Genomic DNA, 18739 nt, shown 5'->3' with positions numbered 1-18739 from the left:
GCGCGCTTGGGCCGCGCCCGTCCCGTCAGGACAGGGCGAGAAAACCCGAGCCCAGCGCCGCCTGGGCCAGGCTGCCGGCCACGATGCGCGACGACGGCGACGATTCGGAAATCCGCAGGCCGCTGACGCGCGCGTGGAAATCGCCGAACTCGCCCCGCGCGAGCAATTCGTGGACGTTGGCCGTCGCATCGGGATCGATCAGCATCTCGACCCGCGTACGGTCAAAGCCGATGCCGGCCAGCGCGATCGTGCCCGTCAGGTTGGCGTTCTTGGGAAACCGGGCCACGGCCTCGCGCGCCGAGCCGGCAAACGCCAGCCCGCGCTCGGGCAGGGGCCCGCTCACATAGCGCTGCAGCGCCACCGGCGGCATGGTGCCCCGGTACAGGACTTCCGCCACGCCCACGTGCCGGGCGGCGGCCAGGCCGTCGATGCCCACCATGGCGCCGCTGGGGATGCGGATGCGCGCGCCGGCAGCGGCCGCGGCCTCGAGCAACGCGCCGCGCAGCGCGTCATCGGCCAGGGCGCCGACCGAGGCCGGCACCAGGTCCACCCCGGCGGCCAGGATGGCCTGGGCGTATTGCGCCAGCGCGGCCTGGCCCGCGCATTCGACCACCACCTCCGGCCGTTGCGCCAGCAACGCCTCCCAGCTGCCGTGGCAGGGCAGCGCGCCGCGTGCGCGTCCCGGGTCGCGCACCAAGCAGCCCACGATCTCCACTGGCCGGGGCTGGCGGGCCAGATGGCCGGCCATCGCATTGGCCAGCACGCCGCATCCCACGATGCCCACGCGCAACGGTGTATTCATAGTCGATTCCCCTCGCTGGATGGCCGCCGGCGCCGCGCCGCGGCCCATACGCAAAATTAGTATACGATAATATTCAATAGTATAATCTTAGCCACACAGACGGGCAGCCGCCCGCGCATGAACAGGAGTGGAAATGACCGCCAGAGTCGGTAGAGTTGATCATCCGGTCGTAGCCGTGCACGACCTGGACCAGACCAGCCAGCAATACAGGAAGCTGGGGTTCGTCGTGCCGCCCAGCGGCAAGCACCAGGAATGGGGCACCGAGAACCTGTGCATCATGTTCCCCGGCGACTACCTCGAAATCCGCGGCATCGGCGACCCGAACAAATTCCTGGCGGGCGTGGACAAATTCCTCGCCAAGGGCGAAGGCCTCTACAGCGTGGCGTTCAACGCGGCATCGGCCCAGGAAAGCTACCAGGCCGGTCTCGCGGCCGGCCTGGAGATCGAACCGCCGCGCCACCTGAACCGCAAGCTGGTGCTGGAAGACCGTACGCTGGACCTGCACTTCGAGACGGTCATGCTGGGGCACGACCTGTATCCCGGCCTGACGCACGCCAATCTGTGCCAGCACCTCACGGCCGACACGCTGCGCCAGCCCGGCTGGACCGATCACCCCAACGGCGTGGTGGCGTTCGGGCGCCTGGTGGGCGTGGTGTCCGATTTCGACGCGGCCGCGGCCGCCTACACCCGGCTGATCGGGGCCGAGAACGTCACGCGCGGGGACGACCATATCCTGCTCGACTTCGGCGCAGGCGCCGACATCGAGCTGATCGGCCCGGCCGAGGCGCAACGCCGCGGCGATGCCCAGCCCCAGCTCGGCGACGCCTACCTGGCCTCGGCCACCTTGCTGGTCAAGGATGCGGCCACCACGGCCGCGCTGTTCGAAGCCGGCGGCGTGCGCTTTACCCGCCAGCCCGGCGGCGAGCTGAAGGTCGACCCCGCCGACGCCAGCGGCGCGCACCTGTATTTCAAGCAGGCCTGAAACCGCATCCGGCGCCCGGTCCAGGCCGGGCGCTAGGTGTGATGTCTCAATAGGTTGTTCATCCAGGCCGGACCTGGGATGCTGTGGTTACCACGCCATCGCAACTCAGGGCAGGACACTGGATGAACAACCATAAGCATGCGCGATTGACCCGCCTAGGTCGAGCCCTTCTTGTTAACAGGGTGATGCAACAGAACTGGACGATGAGGCAGGCCAGCCAGGCGGCAGGGGTGAGCCTGCGCACCGGTTACAAGTGGCTTGCCCGCTTCCGAAGCGAAGGTCTGGACGGCCTGCTTGACCGCAGTTCTCGCCCGCACCGCAGCCCGAAGGCCTGTGCGCCCGAGCAGGTTGAGCACTTCGCCCAGCAGCGCCGCCAGCGTCTGCCGCTGTGGCGCATCGCGCGTGAAGCCGGCCGCAGCCTGGCCACCGTGGCGCGGTATATGGAACGCATCGGCCTGAGTCGACTCGCCTCGCTGGAGCCGCCGGCGCCGGTGCGCCGCTATGAACGCGCCAGCCCAGGCGAGCTGCTGCACATCGACACCAAGCGGCTGGGCCGCATCCGGGGCGTGGGCCATCGCATCACCGGCGATCGGGCCCAGAACCGCAACCGCGGCATTGGCTGGGACGCTGTGCACCTGGCCATCGATGACTTCTCGCGCGTGTCCTTTGCTCGCATCCTCGACGATGAGGGCGGCGATCAGTGCGCTGAGTTCCTGCACCAAGCCACCGCCTACTACGCCAGTCTGGGCGTGCGCATCGACCGCGTGATGACCGACAACGGCAGCGGCTACGTCTCCAGGACCTTTCGGGCGGTGTGCGTGGAGCTGGGAATCCGTCACATCCGCACCCGCCCCTACACCCCCAAGACCAACGGCAAGGCCGAGCGCCTCGTGCAGACCTGCTTACGGGAGTGGGCATACGCCAGGCCCTACACGAGCTCAGCCGAACGACAGGCTGCCTTGCAGCCCTTCATTGACCGCTACAACTGGTGTCGGCCACACTCCGCTCTCGGACATCAGCCACCCATCACGCGTATCCCAGATGTGAATAACCTATTGAGAATCGACAGCTAGGCCTTGCGGAAATACGCCTGGACTTCGCGCTGGGTGTGCTCGATGTGCTTGCGCAGCAGCGCCACGGCGCGCGCGGCATTGCCTTCCTCGCAGGCCGCGAGGATCTTCAGGTGCTCCTGGTGCGAGCGGTCATGGCCCGCGGCCTCGGTCACGCGCAGCCGCATCAGCTTGCCCATGTGGTCGCGCACCGACCGGATCATGGCCAGCAGGCGCGGCCGGTTGGCCGGCGCATACAGGCAATCGTGGAATTGCGCGTTCAGCTCGCTCCATTCGGACGCGTTCTCGTGCCTGCTGTAGGCATCGAGCAGGCGGCGCGCCTGCGCCAGATCGGACGGCGCCATGTTGGGCACCGCCAGCTCCAGCGCCCGGCATTCGATGGCCAGGCGCAGGTCCAGCATCTCGACATAATCGGCCGCGGTCAGTACCGCCACCGTCGCCCCGGCGTTGGGCGTGAAGACCACCAGGCCCTCCGACTGCAGGCGCACCAGGGCTTCGCGGACCGGAATCTTGCTGATGCCCAGATCGGCCGCCACCTCGTCCTGGCGGATCGGCGCGCCCTCGGCCAGGCTGCCTTCGAGAATGCGCTTGCGCAGCTCGCCATACGCGCGCTCGGTGGCTGTACCGGCGACTTTTCTCTGAGCGGTTTCGGGCATGGGGGCAACCAGGTTCATGACGAAAGGGATTCTAACAACAGCCCGCCTGGCCGGCGGCGGCCCCGGCCGCCATCGGCCAGGCGCCGCCGACCTGTCGATCGCTCAATTCCCGCTCAGGCTGGCATTGCCGATCAACGTCTTCTGGGCAGCCAGGTCGGACTGCACGAAAGCCGTGAACTCGTCCACCGTATTGGCCTGGAACGCATCGGCGCCCAGGTCCGTCATGCGGGCCTGGACGCGCGCATCGGCCATCACCTTGTTGACCGCCTGGTTCAGCCCGGCCACCGCCTGCGCGGGCGTGCCCGCCGCGACGAACAACCCCAGCCAGGTGCCGTGCGAATAGCCCGGCACGCCGGCCTGCGCCACCGTAGGCACGTCCGGCAGGGCGCCGATACGCTTGTCGCCCGACACCGCCAGGGCATGGAAACGGCCGCCGTTGACATGCGGAATGGCAGACGCCGCGCCGGAGAACATCGACTCCACGTGTCCGGCCATGACATCGGTTTCGGCCAGGCTGCTGCCCTTGTACGGCACGTGCAGCATCTGCACCTGGGCCTGGCGCATCAGCAACGCCATGGACAGATGGTTGCTCGATCCGACGCCACCCGAGCCATAGGTCAGCTTGCCGTCGGCCTTGCGCGCGCCGTCGAGCAGCTCGGCCAGCGAACGGTACTTGCTGTTGGCCGAGACCACCAGCACGTTGAGCAGGCTGGTCACGCGCGCCACCGGCGCGAAATCCTGGATGGAATACGAGAGCTCGGGCGAGATCAGCGTGTTGGTGATCAGGCCGGGCGGCGACAGCAGCACCGTGGCGCCGTCCTTGGCCGAGCGCGCCACCGCGGTGGCGCCGATCGCGCCGTTGGCGCCGGCCCGGTTCTCGACGATGACCGATCGATTGAGCGACTGTCCCAGTTGCTCGGCCAGGATCCGCGCGATCACGTCGGTGTAGCCGCCCGCGGAAAAGCCCACGATCAGCCGGATCGGCCGCTTGTCCGCGCCGGATTCGTCGGCATGCACCGTTCCGCCGGCCAGCAGGCAGCCGGCCAGCGCCGCCGCCAGCAGCGTGCGGCGCCTGTTTTCCCTTGCATATCCTTTCATTTTTATTACCCCCGGTACTGCGTTGAAGAAGTGTCATGCGCAGGGCCGCGCGTGCGCGCGGCTGCCCCGACTACATCGCCAGCCTGTCCTGCAGGCGCTTGTAGCGGGTCGCGGCGGCGACCCCCAGATGACGGAACCCGTGCAGGCGCACCGACCGCAGATCGCTCACCGGCACCGACAGCGATTCGGCCGGCGCGCCCAGTACCCGCTCGGCCAGCTCGATGCCCAGCGCGGTCGAAATGGCGATGCCGCGGCCGTTGCACCCCAGCGAAACGTGCATGCCCGCGGCGGGCTCGTGCACGTGCGGCAGGTGATCGGTGGTGACCGCGAAGTAGCCGCTCCAGTGGTACTCCCAATCCAGCTTGCCCAGGTGCGCGAACAGCTCCGCGCCCGCGCGATGCAGGAACGGCACGATGCGTGCGTGCTCCAGGCCCGCGGTCGCGCCAGCGCCCCCCATCACCAGGCGGCCGTCCGGAGACAGCCGGAAGGAGGTCAGCAGCTGGCGCGTATCGCTGGATACGTGCCCCTGCGGCAGGATCTCGCGGCGCATCGCCTCGGGCAGCACGCGCGTGGTGACCTGCGCCGTGCGTACCGGCACGATGGACGTGCGCAGGCCGGGCACCAGCCGGTCGGCATAGCCGCCGGTGGCCACGATCACGCTGGGCGCCCTGGCCTCGCCGGCCTGGCAGCGCGCCAGCCATTGCCCGGCTTCGCGGCGCAACGCCTCGGCACGCGCGCCGCCGAAGATCGTCGCGCCCAGCGACAGGGCCACGCGCGCCAGGCCACGCGCGTAGGCCAGGGGCTGCACATGGCCGCCACGCGGATCCAGCCAGCCCAGCCGATAGCGCGGCGTGCCCAGCAGGCGCGCCAGTTCGTCGGCCTGCAACAGGCGCGTGGCCACGCCACGTTCGCCCCAGGCCTGGCAACGGCGCTCGACCGCGCGCAGGCCGCTGCCGGTGAACGCGGGCTGGATCCAGCCCTTGTTGCCGGCGGCGCAATCGATGCCGAATTCGTCGATCAGCCTGAATACGACGCCCGGCGCCTCGCTGCCGAAGCGCACCAGCCGGCGGCCGGCCTCGCCCGGGTAGAGCGTCTCGATTACCTCGGGGTCCTGCTTCAGGCCGGCGATCACCTGCCCGTTGTTGCGCCCGGACGCCCCCCAGCCGGGCTCGGCCGCATCCAGCACGATCACCCGCCTGCCTTCGCGGCACAGGCGTATGGCGGCCGACAGGCCGGTGAACCCGGCGCCGATGATCAGCACGTCGGCAACATGGCGCCCGTCCAGGGACGGGAGCGCCGGCGCCGCCGGCGCGGTGGCCGCCCACAATGAATCGGGCAACCGCAAGGGTTCGCCCAGCAGTCGGTCGGGATTCATCGCGCCTGCGCCCCCGCCACCGCGCCGCAAGGGCGGGTTTGCCGTAGCGCGGTGCGCCGGGCGGTCCATCCGTATTTCGTCTTGCTGTCAGCCATGATGCCCGAGTGGTCCGTGCGCAGCGCCTTACGCAACGCGCAGCGCCCTGTATCCGTATCTCTATACATACGCATACGTGAATCTTATATCGTATACGAATATCGACGCTGCTGGTGAAATCCCTAGGCCGGTACGATATCATGATATGTATATTATTTAATATAATCGTATACGAATATAGCGGCCGGGCGGCCTTGCCCGGCGGCCCTTCATGGATCCTGCACATGCCCACCGTACGCGTCGAACTCTCCCCCGGCCGCAGCGCCGAACAAAAAACCCGCTATATGCAGGAAGTCACGCGCCTGACGGTGGAGATCCTCAAGTGCCCGGTCGAAAGCGTGGATGTCATCTTCATCGAAATCCCGCCGACCGAATGGGCCCACGGCGGAAAGTTCTACGCTCAGCCCCCGGCTTGAGCATCGGCGCGGCCCGCCCCGGGATGCCGCGGCCGCGGCCGCGCCGCGCCACGGTAAAATCGACGGTTTTCGACCGTGGCGCAGGCGCGCCCATCGAGGTTTTCCCATGTCTTCCCCCAAAGTCGGCTTCGTCAGCCTCGGCTGTCCCAAGGCCCTGGTCGATTCCGAACGCATCCTGACCCAGCTTCGCACCGAAGGCTACGAGGTCACGCCCGAATACAACGACGCCGATGTCGTGGTGGTCAACACCTGTGGCTTCATCGACAGCGCCAAGGCCGAATCGCTCGAAGCGATCGGCGAGGCCATCGCCGAGAACGGCAAGGTCATCGTGACCGGCTGCATGGGCGTGGAAGAATCCGTCATCCGGCAGGTGCACCCCAGCGTGCTGGCCGTGACCGGACCGCAGCAGTACGAGGAAGTGGTGCGCGCGGTGCACGGCGTGGCGCCGCCCCGCCAGGACCACAACCCATACCTGGACCTGGTCCCGCCGCAAGGCGTCAAGCTGACGCCGCGCCATTATGCCTACCTGAAGATTTCCGAAGGCTGCAACCATCGCTGCAGCTTCTGCATCATTCCGTCCATGCGCGGCGACCTGGTGAGCCGGCCGGTGGGCGACGTGCTCAGCGAGGCCGAGCGGCTGGTGCGGGCCGGCGTCAAGGAACTGCTGGTCATCTCGCAGGACACCAGCGCCTATGGCGTGGACATCAAGTACCGCAGCGGCTTCTGGAATGGGCGGCCGGTCAAGACGCGCATGACCGAGCTGTGCGCCGCGCTGTCCGAGCTCGGCGTGTGGACCCGCCTGCATTACGTCTATCCGTATCCGCACGTGGACGAAGTAATCGGCCTGATGGCCGACGGCAAGGTGCTGCCCTATCTGGACATCCCGTTCCAGCATGCCAGCCCGCGCATTCTGCGCGCCATGAAGCGCCCGGCGTTCGAGGACAAGACGCTGGCGCGCATCAAGCGCTGGCGCGAAGAGTGCCCCGACCTGACGCTGCGCTCGACCTTCATCGTGGGCTTTCCGGGCGAGACCGAGGAAGACTTCCAGTACCTGCTGGACTGGATGAGCGAAGCCCAGCTCGACCGCGTCGGCTGTTTCCAGTACTCGCCGGTCGAAGGCGCGCCGGCCAACACGCTCGACAATCCCGTGCCGGACGAGGTCAAGCAGGAGCGCTGGGAGCGCTTCATGGAACACCAGCAAGCCATCTCCACCGCGCGCCTGAGCACGCGGGTAGGCCGGGAGATCGACGTGCTGATCGACAGCGTGGACGAAGAAGGCGCGGTCGGCCGCTCCAGCGCCGACGCGCCGGAGATCGACGGCTGCGTCTACGTCGACAGCGAGCAGCCGCTGAAGGCCGGCGACATGGTGCGGGTGCGCGTCACCGACTCCGACGAGTACGACCTCTGGGGCGAGCGGATCGCCTGATCGAAAGCACAGGTGCCTGTCCCTGTCGGGACAGGCACCGAATCAACACGGTGCCTCCTTCATGGCGGGATCACAGAAGGTCCGACAGGTCGTCGGCGTGCTCCTCTTCCATGGCGAGGATGTCCTCCAGCAGCCGGCGCGTGGTCGGATCGGCCTCGCCGACATAGTCGACCATCTGGCGATAGCTGTCGATGGCGATGCGTTCGGCGATGAGGTTCTCCTTGATCATGTCCTTGAGATCCTTGCCTTCCACATATTCGGCGTGGCTGCGTTCGAGCAGGCCGACCGGCGAGAGATCGGGCTCGCCGCCGAGCTGCACGATGCGTTCGGCCAGACGGTCGGCGTGCCCCTGTTCCTCGGCGGCATGCTCGGCGAATTCGGCGGCGACCGGCTCGGCGCTCAAGCCGCGCGCCATGAAGGCGTGGCGCTTGTAGCGCAGCCAACAGACCACTTCGGTGGCCAGGGCTTCGTTGAGCAGGCGCAGCACGGTCGCGCGGTCGGCGCGGTATCCCTCGGTCACGGCGCCGGACTCGATGTCGCGGCGGGCCTTGGCCCGGATGGCCTTCACATCGACGGCGAACGCGCGGTGTGGCTGGGTGGCTGACTGTTCCATATCGCTGACTCCCAAAATAGAAGACAAAACGACGCTGTATGTTCAAGCGCCCCTCTCGATCCAGTGTACAGACCTGGGCGCGCCGCGCTGTGTCAAGACATTGCCCATGGCCGTCCGCGGCAGACCTCGTCCCAGTTTGCGTAAACTAGGGCCTGGCCCGCGCTCGCGATGCAACTGGTAACGAGCGCATGGACTCTTGAACGAGTTATGAAAATTCAGAACATCTGTGTGTACTGCGGCTCGAACAGCGGCCGCCAACCCGAGTACATCGAGCACGCGCAAGGCTTCGCACGCGAGCTGGTCAAGCGCGGCCTGGGACTGGTGTACGGCGGCGCCAGCGTCGGCATCATGGGCGCGGTGGCCGATACCGTGATGGCCGAAGGCGGCCGGGTCATCGGCATCATTCCCGAGGCGCTGATGAAGAAGGAGCTGGCGCACCGCGGCCTGACCGAACTGCATGTGGTGCAGTCGATGCACGAGCGCAAGACGCTGATGGCGCAGAAGGCCGACGGTTTCGTCGCCCTGCCCGGCGGCGCGGGCACGCTGGAAGAGATCTTCGAAATCTGGACCTGGGCGCAATTGGGCATGCACCAGAAGCCATGCGGCCTGCTCAATATCGCCGGCTATTACGACCTGCTGGGTCAGTTCCTGAATCACACGGTAGATGAAGCCTTCATGCGCCCGCAACATCGCGCCATGCTCGCCATCGACCACGACCCGGCAGCCCTGTTGGACCACTTCGCCAGCTACGTCGCGCCCACGGTTTCCAAGTGGATCGCGCCGGACGAACACTGACCCGCGATGACCCACGCCATGCCGACCCAACCCGCCGCTCCACGCACCACGGCCTGCCTGCTGCGCGACTACTTCCGCGCCAAGGACGAAAACCGGCCGTTGTACATGGCCCGCGCCTTCGCGCCCGACGCCGTGCTGAAAATGGCGCTGCGCACACAGGCCATCGCCTTTCCGCCCGAGTCGCACGGATTGGCGGCCATCGCCGACACGCTGTCGCGCAAGTTCGGCCAGACCTACGACAACGTCTACACCTTCTACCTGGCGCATCCGGGCGAGCACGCCGTGCTGCCCGAGTTCTCGTGCGACTGGATGGTGGGCATGACGGACAAGGCCAGCGGCGAGGTCCGCGTCGGGTGCGGCAGCTATGACTGGGTGTTCCAGGCCGAGCCGCACCTGGTCAAGCGGCTGACCATCACCATCGAATCGATGCTGACGCTGCCCGCCGATACGGCCGGCCCCGTGTTCGGCTGGCTGACCGCGCTGCCCTACCCGTGGACCGACGCGCAGCGCGTGGTGGCCAGCGCGCCGCCCATCGAGAGCCTGGCGCCGATCATGTACTGGCTGCGCCGCGACGTGCGCCGCGCCGATCCCACCGGCGGCATGGCATGAAATACCGGCTGGCCGCGTTCGATTTCGATGGCACGCTGGCCGATACCCTGCCCTGGTTCGAATCCGTCATGGACGGGGTGGCCGACAAGTACGGCTTCCGCAAGGCCAGCGCCGCCGACAAGGCGCAACTGCGCCACCGCAGCACGCGCGAGATCATGGCGTTCCTGGAAGTGCCGGTCTGGAAGCTGCCGGCCATCATGGCCCATGTGCGCCAGCTGATGCGCGAGATCGATCCGGCGGTGCGCATGTTCGCCGGCGTGCCGGCCGCGCTCGCGCAACTGAAGGCGGCCGGCCTGCGCCTGGCCGTGTGCAGCTCGAACTCGCTCGACAACGTGCGCCGCGTGCTGGGCCCGCAGACCGGCGCGCTGATCGACGACTACGAATGCGGCGCCGACCTGTTCGGCAAGCCCGCCAAGCTGGCGCGCCTGATGGCCCGCCATGGCGTGGAGCGGACCCGCTGCATCCTGATCGGCGACGAAATGCGCGACATCGACGCCGCGCGCAAGGCCGGCGTGATGGCGGGCTCGGTGGCCTGGGGCTACAACCACGTCGACGCGCTGCGCGCCCGTGCTCCCGACGAAATCTTCGAGCAGGTGACCGATCTGGCCGCCGTGCTCGCGCCCGGCTTTCCCTCCTTCCCACCGACGCCATGAGCTCCGATCCCACGTATCGCATCACCGACCTCGACACCCTGCAGGCCCGGTACGGCACGCCGGCCCCGAACTCGCTGACCAAGGAAGTCGATTACCTGCACCCCCATTACCGCGCCTTCGTCGAAGCGGCGCCGTTCGTGGTGCTGGCCACCAGCGGCCCGCAGGGGCTGGACGCCTCGCCGCGCGGCGACGGCCCGGGTTTCGTCGTCATCGAGGACGACCGCACGCTGCTGCTGCCGGATCGACGCGGCAACAACCGCATCGACAGCCTGCGCAACATCGTGGCCGATCCGCGCGTGGCGCTGCTGTTCCTGGTGCCGGGGGTGGGCGAGACGCTGCGCGTGAACGGGCAGGCCGAGATCAGCGTCGAACCGGCGCTGCTGGCGCGCTTCGCGGTCGACGGCAAGCCGCCGCGCAGCGTGCTGCGCGTGCGCGTGGAAACGGTGTTCTTCCAGTGTTCGCGCGCCATCGTGCGGTCGGCGCTGTGGAACCCCGACGCCCGCGTGGACCGCGCCAGCCTGCCCAGCGCCGGCCAGATCCTGGGCGCGCTGAGCGCCGGGACGCTCGACGGCGAACGCTACGACCGCGAGCTGCCCGAGCGCGTGCGCGCGACGCTGTACTAGCAGGCTGGCGGCGGCGGCCGCCTCAGGGCTGCCAGCCGCGCACGAAGACGTCCACCGGCTGGCGCTTGCCGCCGGCCTTCTGCAATTCCAGCAGACGCAACACACCCTGCCCGGTGGCGATATCGATGCCTTGCGCATCGGCGCGCAACACGGCCCCGGGCGGGCCGCCGGCAGCCTGCTCCAGCGCCTGGGCGCGCCACACCTTGACCGGATCGTCCAGGCCGGGCAGGCGGATGGTCGCGCCCGGCACGGGGTTGAAAGCGCGCACACGGCGCGCCAGCACAGCGGCCGGCAGGCTGCAGTCGAGCGCCGCCTCGGCCTTGTCCAGCTTGGCCGCGTAGGTCACGCCGGCGTCGGGCTGGCGGCGCGGCGCCAGCCCGCCCTGGCCCAGCGCGGCCAGCGCGTCGACGATGGCCTGCCCGCCGGCAAGGGCCAGTTCGTCGTGCAATTGCGCGGCGGTCTGCTGCGCGCCGATGGGCACGGCGCGCTCCAGCAGCATGTCGCCGGTGTCCAGTCCCGCGTCCATCTGCATGATGGTCACGCCGGTCTCGGCGTCGCCCGCCTCGATGGCGCGCTGGATGGGCGCCGCGCCACGCCAGCGCGGCAGCAGGCTGGCGTGGATGTTCAGGCAGCCCAGGCGCGGCAGGTCCAGCGTCCATTGCGGCAGGATCAGGCCGTAGGCGGCCACCACCATGACATCCGGCGCCACGCGCTCCAGCTGCGCGCGCGCGGCGGCCGCCTCGTCCGGATAGCGGCCGTCGAGCCGCAGGCTGCGCGGCTGGGCGACCCCGATGCCGGCGGCCAGGGCCGCCTGCTTGACCGGACTGGGCGTCAATTTCAGGCCGCGGCCAGCCGGCCGGTCGGGCTGGGTCAGCACCAGCGGCACGTCGTGGCCGGCGGCAAGCAGCGCATCGAGCGCGATACGGGCGAATTCGGGAGTGCCGGCGAAAACAAGGCGCATGGGACGGTCGGAAACGGGTCAGGGCGCGGCGCGCGCGCCGCGGACATCAAGAACGGGCGCGCCGCCTAGGCGCGCTCGGCCTCGCGCTCGGCCTTCTTGAGCTTGGTCTTGATGCGGTTCTGCTTGAGGTTGGACAGGTATTCGACGAACACCTTGCCATCGAGATGGTCGATTTCGTGCTGCACGCACACGGCCAGCAGGCCGTCGGCCTCGAACTCGTAGGGCTGGCCTTGCTGGTCCAGCGCCTTGCAGCGGATGCGCGCGGCGCGCTCGACCTCGTCGTAGATGCCGGGCACCGACAGACAGCCTTCCTCGTAGGTCTGGCGTTCGTCGCTCTTCCAGGTGATCTCGGGGTTGATCAGCACGCGCAGGTCGTTGCCCTCTTCCGAGACGTCGATCACCACGACGCGCTCGTGCACGTCGACCTGGGTGGCCGCCAGCCCGACGCCCGGCGCATCGTACATGGTGTCGGCCATGTCGCGAACCAGCTGCCGGATGCGGTCGTCCACTACCGCGACCGGCTTGGCCGTCTTGTGCAGGCGCGGGTCGGGATAACGAAGGATGGAAAGCAAAGCCATGAGGGATCAAGCGCCAAAGTCTATGTATGCAGACTCATATCATAATTCATTAGACACTTGATTTCTAATAGGTTTCTCCTAAGTCCGGGATATGCCGGGCTTCAGGTCACCGCGGCGCGCTCGCGGTATTGGGGACGGTCCCAGGCGCGGGTGTCCAGCACCTCCCTGAGGATCTCGACGGCATCCCAGATATCGGCGTGGCTCAGGTACAGGGGCGTGAGCCCGAAGCGCAGCAGCTCAGGTTCGCGGTAATCGCCGATGACCCCGCGCGCGATCAGCGCCTGCATCACCGCGTAGCCCTGCGGATGCAGGAAGCTGACATGGCTGCCGCGGCGCGCACGCTCGCGCGGCGTCGCCAGGGTCAGGGGATGATCGGCGCAGCGGCTTTCCACCAGCGCGATGAACAGGTCGCCCAGCGCCAGGGACTTGGCGCGCACCTGCGCGATATCGGCCCGCAGGGCGATATCCAGGCCGCATTCGGCGGTGGCCAGCGAGACAATCGGCTGGGTGCCGCACAGATAGCGGCGTATGCCTTGCGCGGGCACGTAGGTGTCGGCCATTTCGAACGGCTGGCGGTGCCCCCACCAGCCCGACAGTGGCTGCCAGAAGTCGTCGCGATGGCGCGGCGCGACCCAGATGAAGGCCGGCGAGCCCGGGCCGCCATTGAGGTACTTGTAGGTGCAGCCCACGGCAAAGTCCGCGCCATCGGCATCCAGCGCCACGGGCACGGCGCCGGCCGCGTGCGCCAGGTCCCAGATGATGAGCGCGCCGCGCGCATGCGCCTGCCGCGAGACGGCGGCCATATCGTGCATGGCGCCGGTGCGGTAGTTCACGTGCGAGAGCAGCACCACGGCGACGTCGTCGTCCAGCGCCTGCTCCAGCGACAGCCCGGCGTCGACCAGGCGCAGTTCGTAGCCCTGCCGCAGCAGGTCTATCATGCCCTGGATCATGTACAGGTCGGTCGGGAAGTTGTCGCGCTCGGACACGATCACCTTGCGCTGCGGCGCGGCGCGCTGCGCCAGCCGCAAGGCGGCGGCCAGCGCCTTGAAAATGTTCAGCGAGGTGCTGTCGGTCATGACGACCTCGTCCTGTCCGGCGCCGATCAGCCCGGCCAGCTTGTTGCCCAGCCGCGCCGGCAGCTCGAACCAGCCTGCGGTGTTCCAGCTGCGGATCAGGCCCTGCCCCCATTCCTGGCCGATGACCTGCGCGGCGCGCGCCGCCGCCCCCCTGGGCAGCGCGCCCAGCGAATTGCCGTCCAGGTAGATCAGGCCGGCAGGCAGTTCGAACTCGTCCTTGAAGGCGGCCAGCGGATCGCGGCGGTCGGCCTCCAGGCAGGCCTGGCGCGTCGTCATTGCTTCTTCCCGATACTTGAAATATCAAATATGGTAGCAGCGGGCGGCCCGGGTTTGATTGCAAAATCACCATGACAGCGAGGCCGATTTGCACGAATATGCGAACCAATTCGAACAGCACGAAATAAAATTGCCCATGCAACTGGACGCCATCGATCGCCGCATCCTCGACATCCTGCAAACCGAAGGCCGCCTGAGCAACCAGGACCTGGCCGACCGGGTCGCGCTGTCGCCGTCGGCCTGTCTGCGGCGCGTGCGCGCCCTGGAAGACGGCGGCGTCATACAGGGCTACCGGGCGGTACTGGACCCGCGCTGCCTGGGCCTGGACTTCGAGGCCATCGTGCACGTATCGCTGGATCAATCCCAGGCTGGCTGGCACGAGGCCTTCGTCGCGCGCCTGGCCGGGCTGCAGGAAGTGCGCCAGGCCAGCATCGTGACCGGCTCGTCGAACTATGTGCTGCAGGTGCGCACGCGCGACCTGGCGGCGTTCTCGGCCTTCGTGGTGGACAAGCTCAACGGCATCGCCGGCGTGCGCGAGATCCACTCGCACATCGTCATGCGCAAGGTGAAGGATTGCGGCGGCGTGTTGCCCGTGGACCCGGCCGGCCTGGCCGGGCCATAGCGGCTCGGCAGCAGCCGAGCGTGGCGGCAAAGTCGCGCATCCGTCCGCGCACGCCGCGCCCGCATGCGACACTACGGCCGTCCGATTTCTTTCTCACGCCATGCCGCTCACGCACACCCGCGCCGAACTCTCCGCCTGGCTGCGCCTGTCGCAGGAACCCGGCGTCGGTCCCGCCGCCGCCTATGCGCTGCTGGCCGCGCTGGGCATGCCCGAGCAGATCTACGCCCAAGGCAGCGCCACGCTGGCGCGCCACGTGCCGCAGGACGTCGCGCGCCAGCTGCGCGCGCCGCTGTCCGACGAGGCCGCGGCGCTGATCGAACAAACGCTGCAATGGGCCGAGCAACCCGGCCACCACATCCTGACCCTGGCCGACCCCGCCTATCCGCAACAGCTGCTGACCATCGCCGACCCGCCCATCCTGCTGTACGTCAACGGCGACCCCGCCTGCCTGCGCCGGCCCGCCATGGCGGTGGTGGGCGCGCGCAACGCCACGCCCGGCGGGCAGGACAACGCACGCGCCTTCGCGCGCCACCTGGCCGGCCAGGGCTGGTGCATCGTCAGCGGCCTGGCCCTGGGCATCGACGCGGCGGCCCATGAAGGCGCGCTGCTGGCCGGCGCGCAGGGCGCCGGCACGGTGGCCGTGATGGGCACCGGCATCGACCGCATCTACCCCGCCGCGCACCGCGACCTGGCGCATCGCATCGTCCAGCACGGCGCGCTGGTCAGCGAACTGCCCCTGGGCACGGGCGCCCAGCGCCACCATTTTCCGCGCCGCAACCGCCTGGTGGCGGGCCTGGCGCGCGGCGTCCTGGTGGTCGAGGCGGCGCGCCAGAGCGGCTCGCTCATCACCGCGCGGCTGGCCGGCGAAAACGGCCGCGAAGTGTTCGCCATCCCCGGCTCCATCCACTCGCCCCTGTCGCGCGGCTGCCATGCCCTGATCCGCCAGGGCGCCAAGCTGGTCGAAACCGCGCAGGACATCGCCGACGAGCTGGGCGGCGCGGGCCCGGCCGCCTCGGCGCGGACCGCCCCGCCGGACCGGCCGGCGCCGCCCCACCCCCTGCTCGATGCGCTGGGCTTCGATCCCCTGCACCTGGATGCGCTGCAAGCCCGCACCGGCATGGACGCCGCCAGCCTGAACGCCCAGCTGCTGGAGCTGGAACTCGATGGCCGCGTCGCGCGCGTCGAGGGCGGCCGGTTCCAGCGCCTGCGCTAAGGCCGCTGCCAGCAAGCGGGGCGGCGCCCGCCGCGCGGAACGTACTAATATTGTTCGTTGATCGCGAATCACGGCCGCCCGCGCGGGCGGCCGACCCATCCACAGGAACAGCCATGTCCCAGCCCAGCCGCGTCAAGATCGTCGAAGTCTCGCCCCGCGACGGCTTGCAGAACGAGAAGGAATTCATCGCCACCGACATCAAGGTGGAACTGGTCGACCGCCTGAGCGCAGCCGGCTTCCAGAATGTCGAAGCCGCGTCGTTCGTATCGCCCAAGTGGGTGCCGCAAATGGCCGACGGCGCCGAGGTGATGGCGCGCATCGCGCGCCGGCCGGGCACGATTTATTCGGTGCTGACGCCCAACATGAAAGGGCTGGAAGGCGCCCTGGCCGCCCGCGCCGACGAAATCGTGATTTTCGGCGCGGCCAGCGAGGCGTTTTCGCAGAAGAACATCAACTGCTCGATCGCCGAATCCATCGCGCGCTTCGAGCCGGTGGCCGCCGCCGCCAGGCAGGCCGGCGTGCGGGTGCGCGGCAGCATCAGCTGCGCGCTGGGCTGTCCCTACCAGGGCGAGGTGCCGATCGAGGCCGTGGTGGATGTGGCCCGGCGCTTCCTGGCGCTGGGCTGCGACGAAATCGACGTCGCCGACACCATAGGCGTGGGCACGCCGCGCCGGGTGCGCGAGGTCATGGACGCCGTCACGCGCGTGGTCGACCCGGCGCGCGTCTCGGGCCATTTCCACGACACCTACGGCCAGGCGCTGGCCAATATCCTGGCGGCCCTGGAGACCGGCATCGCCATCTTCCACGCCTCGGCATCGGGCCTGGGCGGATGCCCCTACGCCAAGGGCGCGACCGGCAACGTCGCCACCGAGGACGTGCTATACATGCTGCGCGGCCTGGATATCGAGACGGGCATCGATTTCGACGCCGTGGTCGATATCGGCCAGTGGATTTCGGGCCACCTGCAGCGCAAGGGCTCCAGCCGCGCCGGCAACGCCGTGGCGGCCAAGCGCGCGGCCTGAGCCAGGAACCAGCCCGCGTAGAATGCACGACCCGCAGGAGCTCCCGCGCCAGGCCCCGCGCCGGGGCCCCGCGGCAACGACGCCAGGGCGCCCATACGCCCTCCTCATGCTACGCGGCCTCGCCGCATCGCCCGTTCCATTCATGAACAATCTATTCGCCGCACCGACCCCGGAAGAACACGCCGCCTTGCTGCAGGAAATCGGCCCTTTGCCGCTGTCCGGCCAGGCCTGGCCCGATTGGGTGCGCATCCTGGCCTGGATCGTGCTGGCCGTGATCGGCGTGCAGATCGTGACGACCGCCATCGGCCTGCCTCCCGGCCAGGTCAACCCCGTACTGGCCGGCACCATCATCCTGTGCTTCCTCGGCCTGGCGCTGGTGTCGTGGCACATGCAGATTTCGGTCACCCGCATCGACGAATCGGGCCTGCGGCAGACCTGGATCACCCGCCGCGAAGTCGCCTGGCAGGACATCCAGTTCGCCAAGTTCGTGCCCTTGCTGTTTTCCAAGCGGCTGGTCGTCTTCACGCGCCACGGCCGCCCCATCGTGTTCCAGGGCGGCACCCGCGACCTGCAGGTCGCGTTCGCCAAGATTTCGCTGCTGTACCGCCGCAAGCGCTGAGACGGCGGCCCGCCACGGGCCGCCGGGCGCTGCGTCAGCGAATCGGCAGTGCGTACATCAGGCCGCCCTGGATCCATTGCGCGTTCAGGCCGCGCTGGATCTTCAACGGGCTGCCCTGGCCGACGTTGCGCTCGAAGCTCTCGCCGTAGTTGCCGACCTGCTTGATGATGTTGTAGGCCCACTTTTCATCCAGGCCCAGGTTGGCGCCGGCGCCCGGCGTCACGCCCAGGATGCGGCGCACGTTGGGGTTTTCGCTCTTGAGCTGCTCGTCCACGTTGGCCGTGGTCACGCCGTACTCCTCGGCCTCGATCATGGCCGACAGCGACCAGCGCACGATATTGAGCCACGCGTCGTCGCCCTGGCGCACGAAAGGCCCCAGGGGCTCTTTCGAAATGATCTCCGGCAGCACGACGTAGTCATCGGGCTTCTCGAGCCGCGAAATGCGGATCGACGCCAGTCCCGACGCATCCGTGCTGAACACGTCGCAGCGCCCCGAGGCAAAGGCATTGACCACTTCGTTGAAGGTTTCGATCACCACCGGCTTGTAGCTGACCTGGTTGGCGCGCGCCCAGTCGGCCAGCGTGTTCTCGTTGGACGTGCCCGTCTGCAGACAGATGGTGGCGCCGTTGAGCTCCTTCGCGCTCTTGACGCCCAGCGACTTGGGCACCATGAAGCCCTGGCCGTCGTAGAAGTTGATGCCGGCGTGGATGATGCCCAGCGCGGTGTCGCGTTGCTGCGTCACCGTCGTGTTGCGGGTCAGCACGTCCACTTCGCCCGATTGCAGGGCGGTGAAGCGCTGCTGCGAGTTCAGCGGCACGACCTTGATCTTGCTGGCGTCGCCGAACACCGCCGCGGCGACGGCACGGCACAGGTCGACGTCCAGGCCGCGCCAGGTGCCTTGCTTGTCGGGCGCCGAGAACCCGGCGAAACCGGTTGTGGTGCCGCACACGACCGTGCCGCGTTTTTTCACCACATCCAGCGTGGCGCCCTGCGCGCCGGCCACCATGCCGGCCAAGAGCGCGGCCGCGGCCAATCCTTGTGCGATCTTCATGTTCCTGCCCTCCGTTGCGTTGCGGCGCTCCCGGCGCCGACCAAACCCGCAAGATTACCCAGCCCGCCAGGCACCGGCAAATAACCGGGCGTTCGAACCATATGCCG

At 68.6% G+C, this 18739-nt stretch carries 21 protein-coding genes; 12 read left to right on the top strand and 9 right to left on the bottom strand.

Annotated elements, in window-relative coordinates; all coding sequences use genetic code 11:
* Window positions 1-25 precede the first annotated feature (25 nt).
* Entirely contained in the window at window positions 26-802 is a 777-nt protein-coding gene (locus LK409_RS21685; protein ID WP_003818490.1) for an aspartate dehydrogenase, read from the bottom strand.
* A gap of 133 nt (window positions 803-935) precedes the next feature.
* On the opposite strand from LK409_RS21685, the gene LK409_RS21680 reads away from it, so the two are divergent.
* Together LK409_RS21680 and LK409_RS21675 are read left to right on the top strand one after the other, a co-directional pair.
* Window positions 936-1784, top strand: a complete 849-nt coding sequence (locus tag LK409_RS21680) for a VOC family protein (RefSeq protein WP_041937079.1) — start codon at window positions 936-938, stop codon at window positions 1782-1784.
* A 122-nt stretch (window positions 1785-1906) separates the two neighbouring features.
* Window positions 1907-2857 (top strand): IS481 family transposase, encoded by a 951-nt coding sequence (locus LK409_RS21675; protein ID WP_010927371.1) that lies wholly within the window; start codon window positions 1907-1909, stop codon window positions 2855-2857.
* Here the strand turns inward: LK409_RS21675 and LK409_RS21670 are convergent.
* The 3 genes from LK409_RS21670 to LK409_RS21660 form a co-directional block, all read right to left on the bottom strand.
* Window positions 2854-3528 carry a GntR family transcriptional regulator gene (locus LK409_RS21670; RefSeq protein ID WP_003807322.1) on the bottom strand — a complete coding sequence of 225 codons (675 nt, stop codon included), beginning with the start codon at window positions 3526-3528 and terminating at the stop codon, window positions 2854-2856. The two genes, LK409_RS21675 and LK409_RS21670, sit on opposite strands and share 4 nt — an antisense overlap.
* A gap of 84 nt (window positions 3529-3612) precedes the next feature.
* Window positions 3613-4608 carry a tripartite tricarboxylate transporter substrate binding protein gene (locus tag LK409_RS21665; protein ID WP_010927370.1) on the bottom strand — a complete coding sequence of 332 codons (996 nt, stop codon included), beginning with the start codon at window positions 4606-4608 and terminating at the stop codon, window positions 3613-3615.
* A 70-nt stretch (window positions 4609-4678) separates the two neighbouring features.
* On the bottom strand, window positions 4679-5983 hold the full coding sequence (locus tag LK409_RS21660; protein ID WP_059565495.1) for an NAD(P)/FAD-dependent oxidoreductase: 1305 nt from the start codon (window positions 5981-5983) through the stop codon (window positions 4679-4681).
* A gap of 320 nt (window positions 5984-6303) precedes the next feature.
* Here LK409_RS21660 and LK409_RS21655 point away from each other — a divergent pair, with 320 nt between their 5' ends.
* Both LK409_RS21655 and rimO read left to right on the top strand, forming a co-directional pair.
* Window positions 6304-6495, top strand: coding sequence for a 4-oxalocrotonate tautomerase (locus LK409_RS21655; protein WP_003807315.1), 192 nt, complete (start codon window positions 6304-6306; stop codon window positions 6493-6495).
* A 106-nt stretch (window positions 6496-6601) separates the two neighbouring features.
* Window positions 6602-7921, top strand: coding sequence for a 30S ribosomal protein S12 methylthiotransferase RimO (gene rimO / locus LK409_RS21650; protein ID WP_003807313.1), 1320 nt, complete (start codon window positions 6602-6604; stop codon window positions 7919-7921).
* A gap of 70 nt (window positions 7922-7991) precedes the next feature.
* Here the strand turns inward: rimO and LK409_RS21645 are convergent, their stop codons facing one another.
* The gene (locus LK409_RS21645) at window positions 7992-8561 is read right to left on the bottom strand and encodes a ferritin-like domain-containing protein (RefSeq protein ID WP_003807311.1); all 570 of its coding nucleotides are present in this window, start codon (window positions 8559-8561) and stop codon (window positions 7992-7994) included.
* A gap of 180 nt (window positions 8562-8741) precedes the next feature.
* Between LK409_RS21645 and LK409_RS21640 the strand changes: the two genes are divergently transcribed.
* From LK409_RS21640 to LK409_RS21625, 4 genes are read left to right on the top strand one after another with little or no spacing between them, the layout of a single operon-like run.
* Window positions 8742-9329, top strand: coding sequence for an LOG family protein (locus LK409_RS21640; RefSeq protein ID WP_041937078.1), 588 nt, complete (start codon window positions 8742-8744; stop codon window positions 9327-9329).
* Window positions 9330-9335: 6 nt separating this feature from the next.
* Entirely contained in the window at window positions 9336-9938 is a 603-nt protein-coding gene (locus LK409_RS21635; RefSeq protein ID WP_003807307.1) for a hypothetical protein, read from the top strand.
* The gene (locus LK409_RS21630; RefSeq protein WP_003807305.1) at window positions 9935-10591 is read left to right on the top strand and encodes an HAD hydrolase-like protein; all 657 of its coding nucleotides are present in this window, start codon (window positions 9935-9937) and stop codon (window positions 10589-10591) included. Before LK409_RS21635 ends, LK409_RS21630 begins: the two co-directional genes overlap by 4 nt.
* On the top strand, window positions 10588-11214 hold the full coding sequence (locus tag LK409_RS21625; protein ID WP_010927367.1) for a pyridoxamine 5'-phosphate oxidase family protein: 627 nt from the start codon (window positions 10588-10590) through the stop codon (window positions 11212-11214). The genes LK409_RS21630 and LK409_RS21625 overlap by 4 nt, the downstream gene beginning before the upstream one ends.
* A 22-nt stretch (window positions 11215-11236) precedes the next feature.
* On the opposite strand, the gene fmt is transcribed toward LK409_RS21625, so the two are convergent.
* From fmt to kynU, 3 genes are all read right to left on the bottom strand, one after another.
* On the bottom strand, window positions 11237-12175 hold the full coding sequence (fmt, locus tag LK409_RS21620) for a methionyl-tRNA formyltransferase (RefSeq protein WP_010927366.1): 939 nt from the start codon (window positions 12173-12175) through the stop codon (window positions 11237-11239).
* A 65-nt stretch (window positions 12176-12240) separates the two neighbouring features.
* Window positions 12241-12753, bottom strand: a complete 513-nt coding sequence (gene def, locus LK409_RS21615; protein WP_003807300.1) for a peptide deformylase — start codon at window positions 12751-12753, stop codon at window positions 12241-12243.
* Between the two features lie 101 nt (window positions 12754-12854).
* Window positions 12855-14105, bottom strand: coding sequence for a kynureninase (kynU, locus tag LK409_RS21610; protein WP_010927365.1), 1251 nt, complete (start codon window positions 14103-14105; stop codon window positions 12855-12857).
* Window positions 14106-14241: 136 nt separating this feature from the next.
* Between kynU and LK409_RS21605 the strand changes: the two genes are divergently transcribed.
* The 4 genes from LK409_RS21605 (at window position 14242) to LK409_RS21590 (ending at window position 17581) form a co-directional block, all read left to right on the top strand.
* Window positions 14242-14727, top strand: coding sequence for an Lrp/AsnC family transcriptional regulator (locus LK409_RS21605; RefSeq protein ID WP_033450634.1), 486 nt, complete (start codon window positions 14242-14244; stop codon window positions 14725-14727).
* 100 nt (window positions 14728-14827) lie between these two features.
* Window positions 14828-15940, top strand: a complete 1113-nt coding sequence (gene dprA / locus LK409_RS21600) for a DNA-processing protein DprA (protein WP_003807293.1) — start codon at window positions 14828-14830, stop codon at window positions 15938-15940.
* 113 nt (window positions 15941-16053) lie between these two features.
* On the top strand, window positions 16054-16962 hold the full coding sequence (locus LK409_RS21595; protein ID WP_010927363.1) for a hydroxymethylglutaryl-CoA lyase: 909 nt from the start codon (window positions 16054-16056) through the stop codon (window positions 16960-16962).
* Between the two features lie 142 nt (window positions 16963-17104).
* The gene (locus LK409_RS21590; RefSeq protein ID WP_003807289.1) at window positions 17105-17581 is read left to right on the top strand and encodes a membrane protein; all 477 of its coding nucleotides are present in this window, start codon (window positions 17105-17107) and stop codon (window positions 17579-17581) included.
* Between the two features lie 34 nt (window positions 17582-17615).
* Here the strand turns inward: LK409_RS21590 and LK409_RS21585 are convergent, their stop codons facing one another.
* Window positions 17616-18632: an amino acid ABC transporter substrate-binding protein gene (locus LK409_RS21585; RefSeq protein ID WP_010927362.1), complete on the bottom strand. Its 1017-nt coding sequence runs from the start codon at window positions 18630-18632 to the stop codon at window positions 17616-17618.
* Between the last annotated feature and the right edge of the window lie 107 nt (window positions 18633-18739).

The organism is Bordetella parapertussis, assembly GCF_020735925.1.
Classification (GTDB): domain Bacteria; phylum Pseudomonadota; class Gammaproteobacteria; order Burkholderiales; family Burkholderiaceae_B; genus Bordetella; species Bordetella pertussis.
This window is presented reverse-complemented; position numbering and strand designations above follow the sequence as displayed.